Annotated in this window: 15 protein-coding genes; 7 read left to right on the plus strand and 8 right to left on the minus strand. The window is 45.2% G+C overall.

Annotation, left to right across the window (positions count from 1 at the left end):
• Positions 1-12: 12 nt before the first annotated feature.
• Positions 13-396 carry a globin domain-containing protein gene (locus tag H70737_RS24880; protein WP_042191628.1) on the minus strand — a complete coding sequence of 128 codons (384 nt, stop codon included), beginning with the start codon at positions 394-396 and terminating at the stop codon, positions 13-15.
• 412 nt (positions 397-808) lie between these two features.
• On the opposite strand from H70737_RS24880, the gene ylbJ reads away from it, so the two are divergent.
• The 4 genes from ylbJ to H70737_RS24900 all read left to right on the plus strand — a co-directional run bounded on the left by ylbJ (position 809) and on the right by H70737_RS24900 (position 5,753).
• On the plus strand, positions 809-2,071 hold the full coding sequence (gene ylbJ, locus H70737_RS24885; protein ID WP_042191631.1) for a sporulation integral membrane protein YlbJ: 1,263 nt from the start codon (positions 809-811) through the stop codon (positions 2,069-2,071).
• Between the two features lie 76 nt (positions 2,072-2,147).
• Complete coding sequence (locus H70737_RS24890) at positions 2,148-2,951, plus strand: NAD kinase (protein WP_042191633.1); 804 nt, start codon at positions 2,148-2,150, stop codon at positions 2,949-2,951.
• Between the two features lie 157 nt (positions 2,952-3,108).
• Positions 3,109-4,293 (plus strand): copper amine oxidase N-terminal domain-containing protein, encoded by a 1,185-nt coding sequence (locus H70737_RS24895; protein WP_042191636.1) that lies wholly within the window; start codon positions 3,109-3,111, stop codon positions 4,291-4,293.
• Between the two features lie 20 nt (positions 4,294-4,313).
• Positions 4,314-5,753, plus strand: a complete 1,440-nt coding sequence (locus H70737_RS24900; RefSeq protein ID WP_052404414.1) for a S41 family peptidase — start codon at positions 4,314-4,316, stop codon at positions 5,751-5,753.
• A gap of 126 nt (positions 5,754-5,879) precedes the next feature.
• On the opposite strand, the gene H70737_RS30495 is transcribed toward H70737_RS24900, so the two are convergent.
• On the minus strand, positions 5,880-6,530 hold the full coding sequence (locus tag H70737_RS30495) for a YutD family protein (RefSeq protein ID WP_149645015.1): 651 nt from the start codon (positions 6,528-6,530) through the stop codon (positions 5,880-5,882).
• A 319-nt stretch (positions 6,531-6,849) separates the two neighbouring features.
• Positions 6,850-7,755, minus strand: coding sequence for a lipoyl synthase (gene lipA, locus H70737_RS24910; protein WP_042191639.1), 906 nt, complete (start codon positions 7,753-7,755; stop codon positions 6,850-6,852).
• 294 nt (positions 7,756-8,049) lie between these two features.
• On the opposite strand from lipA, the gene H70737_RS24915 reads away from it, so the two are divergent.
• Positions 8,050-9,123 carry a M23 family metallopeptidase gene (locus H70737_RS24915; RefSeq protein ID WP_042194496.1) on the plus strand — a complete coding sequence of 358 codons (1,074 nt, stop codon included), beginning with the start codon at positions 8,050-8,052 and terminating at the stop codon, positions 9,121-9,123.
• 157 nt (positions 9,124-9,280) lie between these two features.
• On the opposite strand, the gene H70737_RS24920 is transcribed toward H70737_RS24915, so the two are convergent.
• On the minus strand, positions 9,281-10,981 hold the full coding sequence (locus H70737_RS24920; protein ID WP_042191641.1) for an alpha amylase N-terminal ig-like domain-containing protein: 1,701 nt from the start codon (positions 10,979-10,981) through the stop codon (positions 9,281-9,283).
• A 121-nt stretch (positions 10,982-11,102) separates the two neighbouring features.
• On the opposite strand from H70737_RS24920, the gene H70737_RS24925 reads away from it, so the two are divergent.
• On the plus strand, positions 11,103-12,134 hold the full coding sequence (locus tag H70737_RS24925) for a LacI family DNA-binding transcriptional regulator (protein WP_042191644.1): 1,032 nt from the start codon (positions 11,103-11,105) through the stop codon (positions 12,132-12,134).
• A 125-nt stretch (positions 12,135-12,259) separates the two neighbouring features.
• On the opposite strand, the gene H70737_RS24930 is transcribed toward H70737_RS24925, so the two are convergent.
• The 4 genes from H70737_RS24930 to H70737_RS24945 all read right to left on the minus strand — a co-directional run bounded on the left by H70737_RS24930 (position 12,260) and on the right by H70737_RS24945 (position 17,488).
• Positions 12,260-15,271: an alpha-amylase family glycosyl hydrolase gene (locus H70737_RS24930; protein ID WP_042191647.1), complete on the minus strand. Its 3,012-nt coding sequence runs from the start codon at positions 15,269-15,271 to the stop codon at positions 12,260-12,262.
• A gap of 263 nt (positions 15,272-15,534) precedes the next feature.
• Complete coding sequence (locus H70737_RS24935) at positions 15,535-16,200, minus strand: alpha/beta hydrolase (RefSeq protein ID WP_042191649.1); 666 nt, start codon at positions 16,198-16,200, stop codon at positions 15,535-15,537.
• A 151-nt stretch (positions 16,201-16,351) separates the two neighbouring features.
• A complete protein-coding gene (locus tag H70737_RS24940; RefSeq protein ID WP_042191651.1) occupies positions 16,352-16,933 on the minus strand; it encodes a hypothetical protein in 582 nt (193 codons plus the stop codon).
• An 18-nt stretch (positions 16,934-16,951) separates the two neighbouring features.
• Positions 16,952-17,488, minus strand: a complete 537-nt coding sequence (locus H70737_RS24945; RefSeq protein ID WP_042191654.1) for a hypothetical protein — start codon at positions 17,486-17,488, stop codon at positions 16,952-16,954.
• Between the two features lie 482 nt (positions 17,489-17,970).
• On the opposite strand from H70737_RS24945, the gene H70737_RS31375 reads away from it, so the two are divergent.
• Positions 17,971-19,509 carry a DUF6385 domain-containing protein gene (locus H70737_RS31375; protein ID WP_231573345.1) on the plus strand — a complete coding sequence of 513 codons (1,539 nt, stop codon included), beginning with the start codon at positions 17,971-17,973 and terminating at the stop codon, positions 19,507-19,509.
• The last annotated feature ends 43 nt before the right edge of the window (positions 19,510-19,552 follow it).

A 19,552-nucleotide genomic window follows, 5' to 3' on the forward strand; every position in this document is an offset into this window, starting at 1 on the left:
ACCTGTCCCTTATTATTCCTGGGGCATGTTAACAAAATGATGTGCGGGACCTGCAAGGCGGCTAAGGACGAACGAACGTAGCGGCTCTTCTACGCCGGTCTCCTCAAGCGCCTCTTTCATACACTGCAACCATTCTTCAGCACGTTCTGGAGTAATGGGAATATGCATATGCCTTGCTCTCATCATGGGATGTCCATGCAGTTCTGAATACAATGGGCCACCGCCAAAAAACTGTGTCAGGAATTGATACTGCTTCTCCAGAACAGGAGAAATGTCTTCAGGAAATAACGGACCCAGCTGCGGATGAAGCTGCACTTTGGCATAGAACACTTCCACCAATCGATGTAGCGCCTCAGCTCCTCCTAGGTTCTCATATATACTCTCATTTGGATTCATTGAGGTTACCAGCTCTCTTCCATATTAATGAAACGTTTCTTACTTTATTATACCAAAAAAAAGCACGGCTCGGATATCCGTCGAAAGTGCCCCTAAACGGCAGAAAAAAGACGCTAAACTATAGTTTAGCGCCTGGAGGTTATTGTCAGTAGGTCCGAAATTCTTCATCACCTGAAGGGACGAGAGAGACCCGGATCACATATACAAAAGCACAAACGAGAACTCCGGCTACAACGCTCATCGCCATCACTCCATCCCATTTATTCTTGTAACAGAGGGTGCATTTCTTATTTACATAATATCATATTTCGAACGAAAAAGCACCGATTTATGTAACCGCTTCCTTTATTTTTTTTGTGCTGTTTGTCCTTCTTTTCGCATACATCTAACCATAGATCAGGAGGCGTTAATTATGACTTTTAAAAAGATTGGCGGCCCACTGCTGGGATTAACATTGGCAGGCTGTATGCTGCTGATGTTGCTTCATCCGGAGGCATCCCTTGGCGCAGCCTTACGAGGCCTGGCCATCTGGTGGGATGTGTTATTCCCCTCCCTATTTCCATTCTTCGTCATATCCGAAATCATGCTAGGCCTAGGGATCGTTCATCTCTTCGGTGCACTGCTCGATCCATTGATGCGCCCTCTTTTTGGTATACCAGGTAGCGGCGGGTTTGTCGCTGCGATGGGATATGTATCAGGATATCCTGTTGGCGCTAAATTAACCGCTAAGCTGCGGGAACAGAATCTGATTAGCAGAGTAGAGGGCGAACGATTAGTCGCTTTCACAACCTCCTCTGACCCAATCTTTCTGTTAGGTGCAGTATCCGTTGGTTTCTTTCGAGACGCATCGTTGGGGCTCATCCTAGCCCTCGCCCACTATGGGAGCGGTTTGATTGTTGGCTTGCTAATGTCGTTACATGGACGCAAAGAACAGAGCTCCCCCTCCCAAGACCCATCCATAACTAGTTCTACTGCCCCCTCTGTTCCAGCAAAAAAAGGTTTTGGAAGAATCCATGCAGCACTTCTTGCCATGGAGGAGGCTCGGCGCAAAGATGGACGGAGCTTTGGGGAGCTATTAAAGGGAGCAATCCAGTCCTCGCTAAAGCTTATTATTGTCGTAGGCGGTTTGGTTGTATTCTTCAATGTGCTAATGGAACTGCTAGCCCGTGCCGGTATCCTATCCTCCCTCTTTAACATGACAGGACATCTTGTGTCCCTTGTAGGTGGTCCTCCAGAACTAGCTCAGGCTCTCATTAGCGGATTCTTTGAGGTGACGATCGGTGCCCGTTCAGCAGGTGAAGCCGCAGCTTCCATCCCGCTTCAGTTCAAGGTAGCGGCAGCTGCCTTCATTCTCTCTTGGGGCGGATTATCTGTACATGCCCAGGTGGCAAGTATTCTGAACGGTACCGGGCTGCGGTATCTGCCATTTTTGACTGCACGGCTAATTCACGCCATACTCGCATCAGGATTGGTCTTGCTGCTCTGGAACCCTGTGATGAACACAGGACTGTCTACCGCATGGGTATCATTACCAGCCTCTGCTGCCTTTACTCCTTCTGCCTCAGGGATCACGGCAAGCCTCGCCCTGCTGAGCCTATTATTAACTGCTGCAATTCTAGTCTCACTGCTTATCCCTGTATTCATGACAATGATTCGATGGGTACGGCGAAGTTGATTAGCATATTGTGTTCCGGGTCAAGATTGATTATGATCGGTGTATGACTGAATTATACAAAAGGAGCCTGTACATCTTGAGATATTATGTTCTGGACCGCGGTGATGAACTATCAATCAAACTTGCCGAGCAGTTTCACAAGCTGGCGGCGGAGCGGGACCTGCAACTGGATGCCGAGTCTCCCGAAATCGTCATCTCTATTGGCGGAGACGGCACAATGCTGCACGCTTTTCATACCTTTATCGATCAAATCCCCAATCTAGCCTTCGTAGGTGTGCACACAGGACACTTAGGCTTCTATGCGGACTGGCAAGCGGAAGAGCTACCCACCTTAATCGACTACATGTGCGGAACCGAGGATTCTGAGCCTCAGAAACCTCGTATCGTGAAATATCCGTTGCTTGAGCTGGAAATTCACAAGAAATCCGGTTCTTCGTCCCACATTGCCCTAAATGAATTTACCCTTAAAGGGGTAGATGGAACTATAATGATTCAAGTTGACATCAATGATGTTACCTTCGAAATGTTCCGGGGTGATGGGCTTTGTATTTCTACTCCTTCTGGTAGCACGGCCTATAACAAAAGCCTTGGGGGAGCCATGGTTCACCCATCTATAGAAGCGCTGCAGATTGCCGAAATCGCCTCAATTAACAACCGCGTATTTCGAACAATGGGGTCGCCATTACTACTGCCGAAGCATCACCATTGCGATATTCTTTCATGTAAGGATCAGCGCTTACTACTCACGATAGATCATAACAATATCCCAGTAGATGATCTGATTTCAGTACGCTGCCAAGTATCGGACAAGAAGGTCAGTTTCGCCAGGTACCGTCCTTTTCCGTTCTGGAACCGTGTACGTGAAGCTTTTTTAGTTTAAGATTAACCTTCGATCCAACGATTTTCAGTGGCTGGAGATATCCATTTCTCCGGCTTTTTTGTGTGACAAAACTAACACCAACTGATAGACTGAGAGAGAAGCCAAATGGTATAATGAGGCTATTTTACAAAGAGTTACATAAAAGGAGAGAGTACTGTTGAAAAGATTTTTATCCCTCTTAAGCATAAGTCTACTGGCCCTCATACTTGCGGTCCCGGCTTTTGCAGCATCGAAACCAATTGATGTTTATATTAACGGAAGTAAGGTTTCCTTCACCGCTGGATCCCCATACTTAGCGAACAATTCTGTACTTGTACCTTTCCGGGTTGTCTTTGAGAAGCTTGGACTTCAAGTTCTCTGGGATGCCAAAACTGGAACGGTAACAGGAAAAAGTTCAAATCTTGCGATTACCCTCAAAATTGGCAGTAACCGCGCTACTGTTAACGGAACCGTTAAAAAACTAACCACTGCACCAGTTTCCTCAGCCGGCACTACATACATCCCTTTGCGTTTTATCGCAGAGGCAACCGGGGGCACAGCTGTCTGGAATTCTACCAGTAGAAGTGTACAAATTACTACTCCTGTCTCCAAAGGTAAGGACGAAGCAGCCATTACAGCATTAATCCGTTTGTCTAATCAATATTTCAATGAAGAAAAAGCGACTAGCTTCTACTCCCTTATGGATTCGGAGTACTCTTACACGGAATCAGTGGCCGAACTCAATGAATCTTTTAAAGCTTTTGACATAAAGAATACTATTGATAGCTTGGAAATCCTCGACATTACAGCTGACGAAGCCACTGTGTATACGCTTGAAAGTTCACGCAGAATAGGTGGGACTTATACTCCAGATACAGAGAATGAATACGTATATACCCTGGTCCGCAAGAATGGAAGCTGGAAGATTTCATCCGTGGAATCCCAAAGCTCGACCGTTCTCCTTACTCGTGAACAAGGTACAAAACCAGCAGCCAACATCCCTCAAAACGATGCGGATGCCATCAAAGGTACTATTAGCAAGTACTATCAAGCAATGAACGAACAGAATCCTACAGCAGTTCTTTCCACGATGACTTCATATGGAGAAGAATATGATTCCTCTCTCAAGGCAGATTTGGATGATTTCTTTGCTTCGTATGATATTACCTATACTCCAGGCATTTCAAATATTTATTATTACAGTGCCAAGGAAGCTGCTATATATGTAGAAAGCAAAGACAAGGAAGCTAGTGAAGAGGAGACTTATGAGCAGGGCCTTATCTATATTCTATCCAAGTCGGATACTGGTGTTTGGACAATCGATGACACATATAGCATCTACAATAAACTTGTGAAATCCTAATAAAAAGGGTGTTTGATTCCATGAAATCAAAAAAAATAATAAGTGCACTGTTAACCAGCTGTCTAGCTTTATCTATTACATTTGCTCCAATGGCTTCCGCTGCAGATGCCGCTAAAGCTTCCACAGACAACAGTGATCTTATTAATGAAGTAATGAAGCTACTGGAGAACTATAATCTTTCAGATGTAGATAAAGATATTTTGATTCGCGGAGCAATTGACGGCATGGTGAACACACTGGATGATCCATACAGCCAATACTTCAATTCCGAGGAAGCGGCGCAATTTGAACATGCGGTTGATCTCGAGTACGTTGGCATCGGTGTTAAACTTCAATATACGCCAACAGAGCTCTACATCGAAGAAATCTCTCCAGGTTCTCCTGCTGAAAAGGCAGGCTTGAAACGCGGCGATACGATTCTCAAAATCAACGGAATACCTGTTGACGAAACGGATGATTCGGAACTAAGTGGAGCCGCGGGCACTAAGGTCACCCTGCTGATCCTCAGAAATGGTGTCACAAAATCTTATGTTGTCACCCGAAATGAATTGAACTCGACTTCCGTTTTTGGAACCCTCATTGGTCCGAAGATTGCCTATATTTCGCTAAGTGGTTTCACACAGAATTCTGATGAAGAATTCGCCGCTATGCTGAAGAAGATGCGTACAGCGGGAATGAAATCCATGGTGCTTGATTTACGTGATAACTTGGGTGGCTACATGGATTCGGCATACAACATTGCCTCTAGTTTTATGGATAAAGGCATCATGATGTATACCTCTGATCAAAGTGGCGCGTTAACTCCTGTAACGATTACTAGTGGCAGCAAAATCGGTGTGCCCGTCGTAATTCTAACCAACGAATACACTGCAAGTGCGTCAGAAGCTCTTACGGGCGCCCTGCGCGACAACAAGCTGGCTACTGTTGTAGGCACTCGTTCTTACGGCAAAGCGCGTATTCAAAGCCTACTTCCAGTGTCTAATGGCGACATGCTGAAATTGACCACGCAGAAATATCTAACACCTAAAAAAGAAGACTTTAATCACATCGGTCTCGCACCGGATATTGAGGTAAAAGGGAAAACTGCACAGTTGATTACTGCCCTGCAGATTGCTGGAATGAAGACTTTAGAAGTCACCGGAGATCATCATATCTTAAATATCAACGGGGTTCCTTTTGCTGGTAATGTTGGTCTTGTTAAGCAGGGCGATAAAACTTATGCTTCATCGCTGGTGCTGGCTGCGCTTGTCGAGGGCGAGATCACCTGGGATGCCAAGAACAAGAAGGTTATCGTAAAGAGCGGAACAGGCACATCTACCGGCTTTACGCTTTCCTCCAAAGAGGCGCTATCTCAGAATGGTGAGACCTACATTGAATTAAATGCCTTTAAGAAGAAGTTTCCGGCACTCGTATGGAGTTACAATGCTACACAAAAGCAATTGAAATTATCTATAAAATAATCCATAAGAAAAGGCAGCAATTCTCCAGAGATGGGGTTTGCTGCCTTTATTATTTGTACATATCTATTCAAAAGAAAAAAGCTGTCTCATTCGTAGAAGGACTCTACTTATGGTCAGCTTTCATCGTTACGATTGTGGATTTTCTATGTTTTGTGTGTTTTGTGTATTTTGATTATTTTGAGGCTTTTGTGTGTTTTGGGGTTTTTGGGATTGACCTTGTGGTGGTCTGCTTTGAAATTCCTTTTTGGATTTCTTCCCTTGCGAATCTTTACCCCGGTGATTTCGGCTTTGATGTTCTCTCAGAGGTCTATCCTTAGCAGAAGTCATCTCTTTAAATGCAGCAGATGAATTCGAACCTTGCTTAGATGATGTTTCTTTAGAGGAGAGCTCTTTATCTATAGCCGCTCCATCATTATCTTCAGCTTCTAGCTCCGAATCTTCTTCCTCACTCGGCTCTGGTATTTCTTTGATCAGAATATCCTTGAACAAACCTTCTTGTGGTACCTCTTTTAACTTATGCAACACAAAATATGCGCAGCCAAAATTGCAATATTCATTAATATAATCGACCATGCCAGAAATCGCTGTATCCCGATTCACCTTTGGGTGGTTGTCCCGATAAAAACCTTTCAAACGCAGCTGACTGTAACCCCAGTCACCAATAATGTAGTCGTATCTTTCCAGCACTTCGCTATATCTTCCGCGAAACGCCTCCGGATTCCAACCATCCTTATGATCTAACATTAGTTCGTAGCCTTTTCCGCCTATAACGATCAAACCTTTTGTCGCCTGCCTTTCGAAGGAAAGTATTTTCGTTGATTATGCCGTCATTTCCGAGAAATATTGGGCTTTCGGTCGCTGTTGTTGATTAATTTCTTCTATTTGAACCGCATTCAGCGGTGAAATTAATCAACAGTGTATGCTTACGATGCTAGCTTTCCTTCGGAAAGCTTTCAGGCGAACGCTAACGCTCCTACAGCTCCAACATTTCTCTCCAATGACTCAAATCAACGTTTTTTTATGTGTGTAGCCTAAGCGCGGGGGCTTCAGATCGCTTTCGCTCCTTATGCCCTCTGCTACCTTGAAAAATAAAAAATTAACTAGAAGAAACCGTGCGCTCCTCACGAGCTTGAGCGGCAGATTTCACCTGCTCATGCGCACGATAAGAGCTGCGAACAAGCGGAGCTGATTCCACATGGCTAAAGCCACGCTTCAATCCCTCTTCCTTAAGCAGCGCAAATTCCTCTGGTGGATAATATTTCTCCACATTCAAATGCTTTGGAGAAGGCTGCAAGTATTGTCCTAAAGTCAATATATCACAATTTACGGCTCGTAAATCATCCATTGCTTGTAAAATCTCATCCCACTCTTCACCGACTCCAAGCATAATGCTTGATTTGGTAGGAATATCCGGCTTCATTTCCTTGGCTCTGCGCAGCAGTTCCATCGAACGGCGATACTTCGCTTTAGCCCGTACACGGTCTGACATCCGTTCCACCGTCTCAATATTATGGTTAAGAATGTCTGGATTACTGTTCATAACAATCTCTAGACTATTCCGTTCTCCCAGGAAATCTGGAATCAATACTTCAACACTACATAACGGAAGGCGTTTACGAATTGCCGCTACCGTCTCAGCAAAAATCTGAGCGCCACCATCCGCAAGATCATCACGGGCCACACTGGTCACCACGCAATGGCGAAGGTTCATTCCCTCTGCAGCTTCTGCTACACGTTCAGGCTCCTGCAGGTCCAGCTCTGTCGGCAACCCTGTATTCACAGCGCAGAAACGGCATGCGCGAGTACATATATCACCAAGAATCATAAAGGTAGCCGTTCGATTTGCCCAGCATTCATAAATATTCGGACACCTAGCTTCTTCACATACGGTATGTAAAGTTTTAGAACGCATCATGCTCTTGATTTCCTGATAGTTATCACCGGTAGTTAGCTTGATTCTAATCCAATCCGGCTTAGGCTGCTTTGCTGTTTTATTCGTCAAAATAATAAACCCCGCTTCCTCCTGAATGTGATGCTGCAGATGAAAGATGCTGCCTCATATTATACCATGTGCGCTTTACAATTGCCTGTTTTTGTGAAATATGCAGGGCATCTCAATTTCGATTCCGGCGAAGAATTTACTGGTACCTTTAGACAAGAACGGATAAAAAGTAGCCTTTTGCTTCAATCTATAATAAAAGCTTTATCCGAAGTGTCTACATTCAATTCTACGCCCGGACAAAAGGAGGCTGTTATCTTGCTGGCCCTATTTAAGAATACTAATAACCGGAGATCTATGTTATGTCTGTCCGCGGCCGCTATCCTTTGGGGTGGTTTAGGCCTTCCCGTTCCAGCAGCTGCAGTACAGGCTACAGTCCAACCGGTGGAAAGCAGCGGCAATTCTGTTAATGCTAGCAAAGAATCCATATGGTCTGCCCGTAGGGGGATTTATGATCAACTGAGTGCAGCCACTGGAATCCCTTGGTTTAGATTCGCAGCCATTGATCAATATGAACGCACCATCGCCAAAAAAGGTTCCTCAGACAAACCCGTCACCAACCGTCTTACTGGAATCATGATTCCAGCACCCGTATGGTCCGGTCCACTCAACCCGGATCAGGAGGATACTTCTCCTGAATCCATCACTTTCTTTAACGGCTTCGGCCGTGATGGCTCAGGTGATGGAATCGCCGATCCAGAGAATGATGCTGATGTTCTATATAGTATGGCTAGACACTTGCAGAAATATGGTGATTCAGCTAATGATTTCAGCATTGGCATTTGGGAGTATTATCACAATGGTCGTGCCTCTCAGCGCATAGCTCAGTTCGCCAAGCTATATGAACATTTTGGTCGGCTTGACCTATCAGGTAATGCTTTTCCACTTCCCTTAAGTAATTCTTATTCTTATCGTAGCACTTGGGGAACCGGCAGAAGCTGGGGTGGGGCACGTATTCACGAAGGGACTGACCTCTTTGCACCGCAAGGTATGCCAGTACGCAGCACCTGCTTTGGTTTAGTGGAAACTAAAGGCTGGAACCGCTACGGTGGCTGGAGAATTGGAATTCGTGATATCGAGAACCGTTACCATTATTACGCCCATTTATCCGGGTATAACAAATCCATTTCTCGTGGAGATATCGTCTCACCAGGTGAAATCATTGGCTGGGTTGGCAGCTCAGGTTACGGAAATCCAGGAACACAAGGGAAATTCCCGCCACATCTACATTTTGGCATCTACCGTGACCGAGGGATTACTGAATGGGCTTTTGACCCTTTTCCGTTGCTAAAACAATGGGAGAATCAGGAGTATAGAGACTTAAAGAACAAAAATAAAAAAAGTGCTACAAACAAGGAAAAACGCCTTTAGCGTCTCTAAAGGACGGTCAGCGTTTATGCGAGAAATATAAGGATAATCTTATACTTTCTTATATTTTTAAAAAGAAACGGCTTCGCCATCCTTTGGAGATGACACCCGTTTCTTGATGAATAAGGCCCCTTCTTTTGAAGAGAGGCCTTATACTATTTTAGTACAACATTAAACATCCAAACGGTTCAATGCTCATTATAAGCTTGTTATTATTTTTAAAAGTAGCTCCTGACAGTAAATCGGTAAGCAAATTCTTATCCGAACGATATACATTAAGCTCAAGCTCGTACGCGTTCGGAGAATTATTGATAATTAAACCTATCTTCTCTTGACCCATTCCCCGTGTATAACCGAAGACATTACGGACTTCATCCGTGAACCAAGGACGAAACTTACCTTTTCGTAGAATATCACAGCTTTTTCTTAGGAAAATCAGCTCTTGATACCACTTCAGCAGCGCTGTATTTTGAGCTTGCTCTTGCCATACCATAGCTTTTCTACAGTGAGGGTCCGTAGCTCCTTCCATCCCAACCTCATCCCCATAATAGATCATCGGAATACCGATATAAGTCATCTGAAAAAAAACTGCCAACCTCATGCGCTGTATTGCCGTACTCTCGCGGTCCCAGCCACGTCCCCCCTCCTTACACGCTGTAAGAAAACGCAACGTATCATGACTGCCAATCAATTGAAACATAGCCGAATTCGCCTGGTCATTATACAACGCCTCCTGATGGAGTACTTGCTCCATAAAGCGATCTGGCCCTGTTGACTGCTCTGCAAAGAATTCCAGCACGGCATCCCGAAGCACATAATTCATGCCACCATCGAATTGATCCCCTCTAAGCCAAGGCCCAGAAGCATGCATTATCTCTCCAATGAGTAGAATTTCAGGAAATTCAGACTTGAGCTCTTGCCGAAACCGGGACCAAAAAGCCGGGTTGACCTCATTCGCTACATCAAGACGCCAGCCGTCTATTTCTGCTTCACGAATCCAATACTTGGCAACTCCAATCATATAATCTGCCGTCTCGGGATGATCCATATTCAGCTTAGGCATATGCGCTTCAGCTTTAGCGAATGTCTCATAATTCGGGGCAGGCGTCTGTGTTACGGGAAAAGAACGAATAAAGAACCAATCTTTATATGGAGACTGCTCGCCTTTTTCCATCACATCTTTAAAAGCAAAGAATTGATCTCCCGAATGATTAAACACGGCATCCAAAATGACCCTAATTCCATGACGATGTGCCTCACTGACCAGCGTCTTCAATCCATCTACATCGCCAAATGCAGGGTCGATCTTATAATAATCGGAGGTGTTATATTTATGCTCGGAAGGAGACTCAAATACAGGCGTCATGTAAATAGTGTTCACACCAAGCTGCTGTAGATAAGGTATTTTGTCCGTAATGCCTTTTAGAGTTCCACCATTGTAGCTGCTAGGATAAATTTGATAGGTCACCGCATCCTGGCTCCATAACGGTAACTTCAAAGCCTCAGAATGGTGAAGATATGCATATTGAAAAGAACCTGCACGCTCCCGATTCTCCGACGCGCCCCTCTCTCCATACCAGATATACTGCCCCGCAGCATTCGCTATATGGAATAGATATCTGCTTCTTCTAGTGCTGGTCTGAATAATTGCTTCATGAATCTCATAAATACCGGCCGACCCAATCCGCTCCATCTGCAAAGGAACTTCTTGCCCCGGAGAATCATAACGATCCGAGTGGATTACGGTACAGGATAATTGCTGTCCAGCTTGTGTAAATAATCTGAGCTTCAGGGTCCCTGTACCTACAGGATAGGCAAATGGATCTTCACTTGTATGATATACAAACCATGATTGAGGCATAACTTATGGACTCCTTCTATACTTTTATCGTTCTATCTATCTGTTCATACATCATTAGAGAGACTGCTAAATTTGTGTTATTATGGTTACAAATACCGTTTTCAAGTTATGAGGGACGACGATGAAAGTAACGATTTCTGATATTGCTAAAGCAGCCAATGTGGCTAAATCTACTGTATCTAAAGTACTAAATGATTCCCCAAAAATATCACAGGAAACGAAACAAAAGGTTCGAGAGATTATGAAGCAAATGAACTACACGCCAAGCAGTATTGCTACTGGATTAGCTAGACAAAGCAGCTGCAATATTGGCTTACTGGTTGATATGTCTAAAGAAAGTGAGTTTCTGAACCAATTCTTCTACAACATTATTGGTGGAATCGAGAGCGTAATTGCACCTTTAAAATACGAGCTGACCATTTCCAATGTGCAACTTAGCAGTCCAGAAGGCCATTTTCTAAATAGGCTTGTGTTTAGCAAACGTGTCGACGGTATTATTGCCAACAACTCCGTGCTGACTGAAGAGCTATCTGAAGAACTGAATCAACTGGAGTTTCCTTACATCTCCATTGGAGAGATTATGACCCCCGGAAGTTGGGTTGATTTCGATAATGAAGCAGGCGGCAACATGCTGACCGAGCATCTCATCGAACAAGGTTATTCAAAGATAGCCTTCATAGGCGGGCAGCAGCAGGAAAAAATTTATACACATCGCCTAGGTGGATACTTAAGCGCATTACAGCAGGCTGACCTTACCGTTCCTCAGCAATGGATCATTAACTGCAAGGCTGATGAACATGATAGCTATCATGCTGCACTTGAGCTTTTGCAGCGTGAAGAACGGCCAGACTCTGTGGTGTGTATGAACAGTTATGTAGCCTTTGGGGTGCTTCAAGCCGCAAAAGCACTCGGAATTGATGTTCCATCTGAACTCGGCATCGCCGCTTTCGATGAATATCCGCTGTCCCGTTATACAACACCTCCTTTAACTTCGCTTAATATCGATACGTTTAAGCTGGGTGTATCTTCAGGGCAGCTGCTGATGGAGCGCATTCGTGGCAATGATGCGCCCCACAAGCATTTGCTACTAGAGCCAGAACTAATTCCTCGTGAATCCACGATGAGAGCTAAATTCTCTGGAGCAACTTCATAATTGGACTACTTTTCTATTGTATCTTCTACAATGAAAAAGCTTCGTACTACTTACCAAGGAGCGGCCCCACACGGGGGGCCGCTCCTTGTCATGTGAAAGGTATTTTGATCCACTCTTATAGTAACTTATAGATCTTTCCAACGCTGCACGGTCAGGTTCACTGTTTGTGCGCCGCCTGCTGGAGTAAGCGTTCGATTGGAAATGTCCGATCCGTTCGAGTTTACCTCCACATTAGTCCAAGCGCCCCGCGTAACTTTATATTGCACCGCTGTTCCTGCTGGTAAGCTCAGTGTGATGGAATACACCCCATCACTACCTTTAGTCAGTTGATAGGCTGGATCCGCTGCATTCCAGCTGTTGAAGGTACCGGTAAGATACACAGGTCCGCTCGCCGGAGTAGACGCTGGAACATTTACACGAAACGTCACACTGTCTGCTTGAGGTTCCCCTGCGCTGATACTTCCGTTCACTAGACTCCAGGTTCCATCATCAAAATGGTAATTACTGCTGCCGTTGTTATCCCATGTACCACTGCCATTATTAAAGGCTGCGGTCAGTCCGGCTGCAGTGCCCAGCTGAATTGTGATCGACTTATATCCTGGGAAAGAAGAAGCTTGAAGCTGTTCACCAGGAGCCGTCGTCCAGACTGTCGCCCCATCCAGCTTGTAATGAATGTAAGAGCTGCTGTAAGCCGTATTCTTATAATAGATCGTTGCAGTGTTGCCAGTCGGTGTAGTCGTTGGTGTTGGGGTTACCGTTGGCGTTGGCGTTGGCGTTGGGGTTACCGTTGGCGTTGGCGTTGGGGTTGGGGTTACTGTCGGCGTTGGTGTCGGTGTTACTGTTGGTGTCGGTGTCGGTGTCGGTGTTACTGTTGATGTTGGCGTCGGTGTTACTGTTGGTGTTGGCGTTGGTGTCACTGGTCCACCCGATGTAATACTTCCTGTTGGCGTATAAGTCCAGGTTCCAGTACCGAATAGATAGTTGCTCCCCCCGTTACTGTCCCATGTGCCACTGCCGTTGTTAAAGCATGCTTCAAGCTGGCTGGCGGAACCGATATTAATCGTTATTTTGTTGTATCCGGCTACTTCAGATACAGGTATAGCCACACCCGGAGATGTCGTCCATGTACCTCCTACTGGGCGATAATGAATATAAGGCGAGGTATAACCTTGCTTATAGTAAATCGTGACACTGTTCCCTGCTGGTGTTGTAATAGAAGCAATCGCACTAAGAAGAGATAGATTGCCTGCGGCATCAAATGCTTTTACCGTGTAGTTATAGGTAGTGCTAGCGGATAAACCATTGTCCGTATAGGATGTAGTCGCCGTTGTGCCTACCTTGACACCATTACGATAAACTTCATATCCAGTTACGCCTACGTTGTCGGTAGAAGCCGTCCAGCTGATCAAAGCGCTAGATGCATTCTGAACAGTTGCCGTTACATTAGTCGGAGTGGTTGGAGGAACTGTTTCTGATGGTTGTTGTTGTTTCGCATAGATTTTGGCTGAATTCGCACCTACAGTTACAGTAATTTGCTTTCCAGTTACTCCGCCTGATTGTACAGTCACTGTATCTGCAGTATTCAGCTGATTATACAAAACTGTTCCTGCGGTCAAACTACTCTCGGCACGTAGCGGGATGGTTACCGTTTGCGAACCATTAGATTGATTACTAAATACAGAGATAGCTTCTTGACCTTGATTAGTTCCAGTGTCGATACGACGTGAGAAGGCATATAAGTTCTGTGCAGCCCACATTTCACGTTGAGTACCTGTACGTAGTGCTGGGTTATTTTTACGAATTTCATTAAGTTTGGCTACGTGCTTGTAGGTGCTGGCATTTTCATTAAAATAGTTCTCAATCACGTTTCCGCTTGCATCCCGTTTCACCATAGACCAACGGTTCCAAGTATCCGCAATACCGCCTGTCATGATCTGACTGTTGCCATTGCCTTTGTTCTGCTCTGTTCCTTGGAAGACAACCGGTGTTCCACGAACTGTAAAAATAAAGGTTAAAGCATTCTGCAGCTTATCAACGCTTCCCCCGGCTTCCGTTAGAAAACGGTTGCGGTCATGATTGTCGATAAAGGTAACCATGTGATTGGCATTCCCGTTGTAGTAGGAATCCTGTGCCAAGGTGCTTTTGATATTGGACTCAAAAGACTGTCCATAAGCAAAGCTGTTAAGTACGGAGAAGAACATTGGGAAATCGAGCATGCCCCATTCCTTATTGTTTCCGACCCAACGTGAGACAAATTCAGCATTTCCGTCGAAATTCTCGCCAAATGTATTAACACCCAGATAATTTTGTAGCTCACCAATATCTGTTGGCTTCATCAGCTTGGCAGCATCCACACGTGCACCGTCAGCGCCTGTATAATCAAACCAGCCTTTGATGGAATCGAATATCGCCTGCTTAGCCGCAGGAACATCAAAATCAATGTCATCTAGCCCGCCCAAATCATGATTCTCTAAGTAATCCTGCGCCCACTGGTCATATCTTCCATCCGCTAGAGACCAGTTAATATCTCCATTATGGTGGTACCATGCTGGATTATTGAACGGAGCCACTGGCTGCAATGATGGGATATCATAATAGGCTTGAGAACCTAGCATATAATCACCGACGTGGTTTGGCACAACGTCAATCACTACTTTGATGCCAAGCGCATGTGCGGAATCCACAAGCTCTTTCAGCTTCTCCTTCGTTCCGAAGTATGGATTGGCAGCGTTAGGGTTCTTAACGTTGTATCCGTGATAGGCTGTATTTTTACCGGTACCGTTGTTTTCCCGGTTAGTCATTTGTGGCTCAGCCACTGGGGAAATCCAAATCGCGGTATAGCCCATATTTTTAATATATGATAGCTTATCGATAATCCCCTGCCAGTCTCCGCCTTTCATATAACGGAAATCTTCCTCAGAGTTTTCTCCATAGCGAATTGCCGCACCAGTAGCATTGTTGGAAGTATCTCCATCATTAAATCGGTCAACCATAATCTGATAAATAGTGTCGTTTTCATTAATCGTGCCGATGCTTGCCGCTTCAGCTTTTTGCGGTGTTAAGACAAACAAATTAATCACGGTAGAAAGAAGAATAGATGTAATTAGAACGGGTACATACCATAACCTACGTTTCATTGCGTGCATCTCCCTCTCTTATTAAAGCGTATTCATAACACTCTAAAGCCTACTTCCTTGATTAAAAACCAAGCCCACCCAGTGATGTCTCTAATGTTTTTAACGTCTTTAACACAAAAAACAAATAATTTTAGGGAAACCGGTTTCCCAACTAAAAATTACCATGATTGTGAATGCGTTGTCAAGATATAAAATTTAAAATTCCCAAGAAAAAGAGCCTCCTTATTGGGGGCTCTTTGGGGTTCATTATTCACCTTATATGCTTAGCTTCCTACACTCTGAATAAAATGCAGTACTTCATTCATAATCCGGTCCTTATCTTCACAATGACAAACCATATGACCACTGTTATCCACCATTATCACCTGTTTTTGGGCTGTAGGAATCGTATGCTGCAGGAAGTCAGCGCTTCGAGTCTTCACCAGATGATCTCGCTTACCCTGCACGATCAAGGTTGGAGTCTCAATATGCGGATAGATTGAAAAACTCTCCCGGACCAATCGTTGAAACTCTCTCGTCGCCCTTGGGGGCGTTGAAGTGAATTTATTAATATACGTTTTTAGCATGGAAAAGCTCCCAAGAGTCTTAAGAATCTCCACAGGATTCAGCGGAAATACGGGAGTGGACAATAAAGTAAGGGATTTGATCCAGGGTTTATACCGTACAGAAAGATGTGAAGCAATAAGGGCACCGGTAGAAAAGCCGATCAGATGAACACCTTCATCCGTCTTTAACAGCTCTGTCAATTCATCTTCAGCACTCTGTTGCCAATCATGTCGATCCGAATGCAATAAATCATTCCTGCTCCCCCCATGCCCTTTCAGGGTAAACGTTCTGGAACGGTAATTATGCTGCTCCATAAACTGGGACAAGGGAGAGATCTCATGCTCACCTCCGGTAAAGCCATGAATAAATAAACAACTTTCCATAATTGTCCCTCTTTTCACATTCCAATCTGACATGCAACTTTATTGTATAATGCCAATCCCCTTTATTTTCTATACATTCCACCCTTTTATGTAAAACCTCAACCCAAGTGATGTCAAGGTTCAGCTCTGTGAATGGTTCGCAGCAAAAACGCTATTGTTCCCACCAAAGAAGACCCAACGCTGAGGTAATCGTTAAACCTACGGCGGAGCTGGATGAGGTTACGTTAGCACAAATAGCAGTCCCAGGCGGTACAATGATGCTGCCCGTAAAGTTCTGTGTGAAAGCCCCCGGTGCCAATTGATAATTGAAAAGCGTCGTTCCCCCGCTAATGGCTGCTGTGGAAGACTGAACGGTCATCGCACTCGTCGCCGAGCTGCCCAAATTATTATTCGTTGGCGTTAAGGTTGCTGGTGAAGTTAGCGTCCCTCCTTTTACAATTGTAAAGCTACCCGACATTGCGGATAGTAGAGAAGAACCGCCAATACTGCCGCTTATACGTGAGATATAAACAGTTTTTCCACTGCCTGAAGCATTACTAATCCGAATAGAAGCTATTGCGGATATTAGACTAAGTACGACCAAACTAGACGCAGATGTGTTAGTTGAATACAAGACTGCAGCCTGCGAAGCGCTTATTTCAGGCGGCGCGCTAATATCTGGCGCTTGGAAGGTGTTCACCATATCCACATAAAGCGGTTGATCGTTGTCGTTAAATACAAATTGATTAGGCATATTTATCCCCTCCTGTTTCTAATATTCCCACCAGCTGATAGACGTTGTCGCCGCTGATGACCCCGATGCAATCGTTACGGAGGTAGTGATGGAATTTCCGGGAGGAACAACAATTTGTCCAGTAAAATCAACAATGACCGGACCGACCGCCAGCAATAGAGATACTAGAGTAGCCGGACCTCCAGTAGGCGCAGCCGTAGAGGTTCTTGCCGTCATAACACTGGTTAACGCACTGCCAAAATTATAATTAATCGGTGTAACGGTGGTTCCGGTGACCGTAGCGTTCCGAAGTAGTGATAAAGTAACCGCCGCCGTCGCTGAGCTGGCAGTAACACGGGATACATATAAGGTACGTCCGCTTCCTCCCGGATTACTAATCTGAATAACTAACGGGGCAGCCGTCGTTACCGTAGAAGTAAATGGGATTCCAAACAATAACCCCGCCTTAGCTGCTCCCCCCTCAGGAGCTGAATCTATACCAGGTGCAACATACGTATTGACTTGTTCTGTAAAAAGTGGCTGGCTACTCTGATTGAATACTGAGTCGTTCGGCATGAGTTATCCTCCCCGTACTTAAGCTTATTCTATTTTATGCCACACTCAGTAACAGGTTGTGGGAATGTGCGTATATTGCTTTTTCTGCCCAATCACCCCCTATTTCCCACCATATATTAATATCAAACCATTCGAATGGCTAAGGATTGTCCCTATCGGTTTGCAGCTTATTGGACTGCGGTTTATTTTTAGGCTCAGGGCTCAAACGACGGTTTGGGCCTTTTCATGGATTGAGTTCCAGAAAGCCCGTAGGAAGTGAATGAAATCCATAACGGCCGGAGCTTAAAAAGCGCAGCAAATTAAAACAAAAAAAAGCGGAGCTAAAACGATGATCTCTTACACAATTAAGAATCAGGGAGATCACCCTGTTAGTCTCCGCCTCCACGCTACATTCAAAAGGTATTGGCAAGCAAGATTGTGTATACGTCCAAGCCCAGTCTTTTGGTATAACTCAATCATTTATAAGGAAAGGACGAGGAACTTTGCCTAACTATAGCTCTTTTCAAGCGAATCCTGATAATCTAAGAACGCTTATATTCGGCCGAGATGCCTCGCTGATTGATCATCCGCTCACTACAGATCCAAGCGGAAATCTAACAACGATTATCCTTGACGGCACCATTTCCAGCGTGCTCGGCGCTACGATCACCGCGGGTACTTTGTCCTCCGCAGGTACAGTTACCAACATCCTTAACGGCACCATTACTAGCGTGCTCGGTGCTACAATTACTGCCGGTACTTTGTCCTCCGCAGGTACAGTTACCAATATCCTTAACGGGACTATTACTAGCGTGCTCGGCGCTACGATCACCGCGGGTACTTTGTCCTCCGCAGGTACAGTTACCAACATCCTTAACGGCACCATTACTAGCGTGCTCGGTGCTACAATTACTGCCGGTACTTTGTCCTCCGCAGGTACAGTTACCAATATCCTTAACGGGACTATTACTAGCGTACTCGGCGCTACAATTACTGCGGGTACTTTGTCCTCCGTAGGAACAGTTACCAACATCCTTAACGGGACTATTACTAGCGTGCTCGGCGCTACGATTACTGCCGGTACTTTGTCCTCCGCAGGTACTATTACCAACATCCTTGAGGGCACCATTACCAGCGTGCTCGGTGCTACCATTACTGCCGGTACAATCACTAGTGTGCTTGGGGCAACCATAACAGCAGGTACGTTATCATCCGCCGGAACAGTTACAAACATCCTAAACGGCACCATTACTAGCGTACTCGGAGCCACCATCACAGCTGGTACTTTGTCCTCAGCAGGTACAGTCACCAACATCCTAAACGGCACCATTACTAGCGTGCTCGGCGCTACCATCACAGCTGGTACTTTGTCCTCCGCAGGTACTATTACTAACATCCTTGAGGGCACCATCACTAACGTACTCGGAGCCACCATCACAGCTGGTACTCTATCTTCCGCAGGTACAGTCACCAACATCCTTAACGGGACTATCACTAGTGTGCTCGGAGCTACGATTACTGCTGGTACTTTGTCTTCTGCAGGTACAGTCACCAACATCCTTAACGGCACCATCACCAGCGTACTCGGTGCCACCATCACAGCTGGTACTCTATCTTCCGCAGGTACAGTCACCAACATCCTTAACGGCACCATTACTAGTGTGCTCGGAGCTACGATCACAGCTGGTACTCTAAGTAGTGTCACTTCTATTTCACAACGCAGCTTTATAGAACAGACCACTACAGGTATTGCGACTGCTAATACCTATACACCTCTACCAGCCGTTACTACGAGCGTACTGGGAACGTATTCCTTCTTCATTAACAATACTGGGGCAAATCCGGTCAACACACGTGTGGAAATCAGTGCTGATGGAACGAACTATTTCGTCGATACCACGGGGGATAATCCTTTAGCAGCAGGCTCTATCGATGTCATCGTGCCAGCCAGATTCCTGAAATACACCCGCCTATCCTATCAATCAGCCAATTCTGGCTCTGCATCCACGATCAATGTAAGTTTCAATGCTCAGGGCACGTAATCCAAATGACCATCATATGTTGTAACAAGAAAGAGTACATGGA

This window comes from Paenibacillus sp. FSL H7-0737, from assembly GCF_000758545.1.
Classification (GTDB): domain Bacteria; phylum Bacillota; class Bacilli; order Paenibacillales; family Paenibacillaceae; genus Paenibacillus_AQ.

Coding starts and splice junctions, on each gene's coding strand:
- H70737_RS24940 (WP_042191651.1), bottom strand. CDS start 16,933: ATGCCTAATCAATTTGTATTTAACGACAACGATCAACCGCTTTATGTG.
- H70737_RS24935 (WP_042191649.1), bottom strand. CDS start 16,200: ATGGAAAGTTGTTTATTTATTCATGGCTTTACCGGAGGTGAGCATGAG.
- H70737_RS24880 (WP_042191628.1), bottom strand. CDS start 396: ATGAATCCAAATGAGAGTATATATGAGAACCTAGGAGGAGCTGAGGCG.
- H70737_RS24925 (WP_042191644.1), top strand. CDS start 11,103: ATGAAAGTAACGATTTCTGATATTGCTAAAGCAGCCAATGTGGCTAAA.
- H70737_RS24920 (WP_042191641.1), bottom strand. CDS start 10,981: ATGCCTCAATCATGGTTTGTATATCATACAAGTGAAGATCCATTTGCC.
- H70737_RS24945 (WP_042191654.1), bottom strand. CDS start 17,488: ATGCCGAACGACTCAGTATTCAATCAGAGTAGCCAGCCACTTTTTACA.
- H70737_RS24915 (WP_042194496.1), top strand. CDS start 8,050: ATGTTATGTCTGTCCGCGGCCGCTATCCTTTGGGGTGGTTTAGGCCTT.
- ylbJ (WP_042191631.1), top strand. CDS start 809: ATGACTTTTAAAAAGATTGGCGGCCCACTGCTGGGATTAACATTGGCA.
- H70737_RS24930 (WP_042191647.1), bottom strand. CDS start 15,271: ATGAAACGTAGGTTATGGTATGTACCCGTTCTAATTACATCTATTCTT.
- H70737_RS24900 (WP_052404414.1), top strand. CDS start 4,314: ATGAAATCAAAAAAAATAATAAGTGCACTGTTAACCAGCTGTCTAGCT.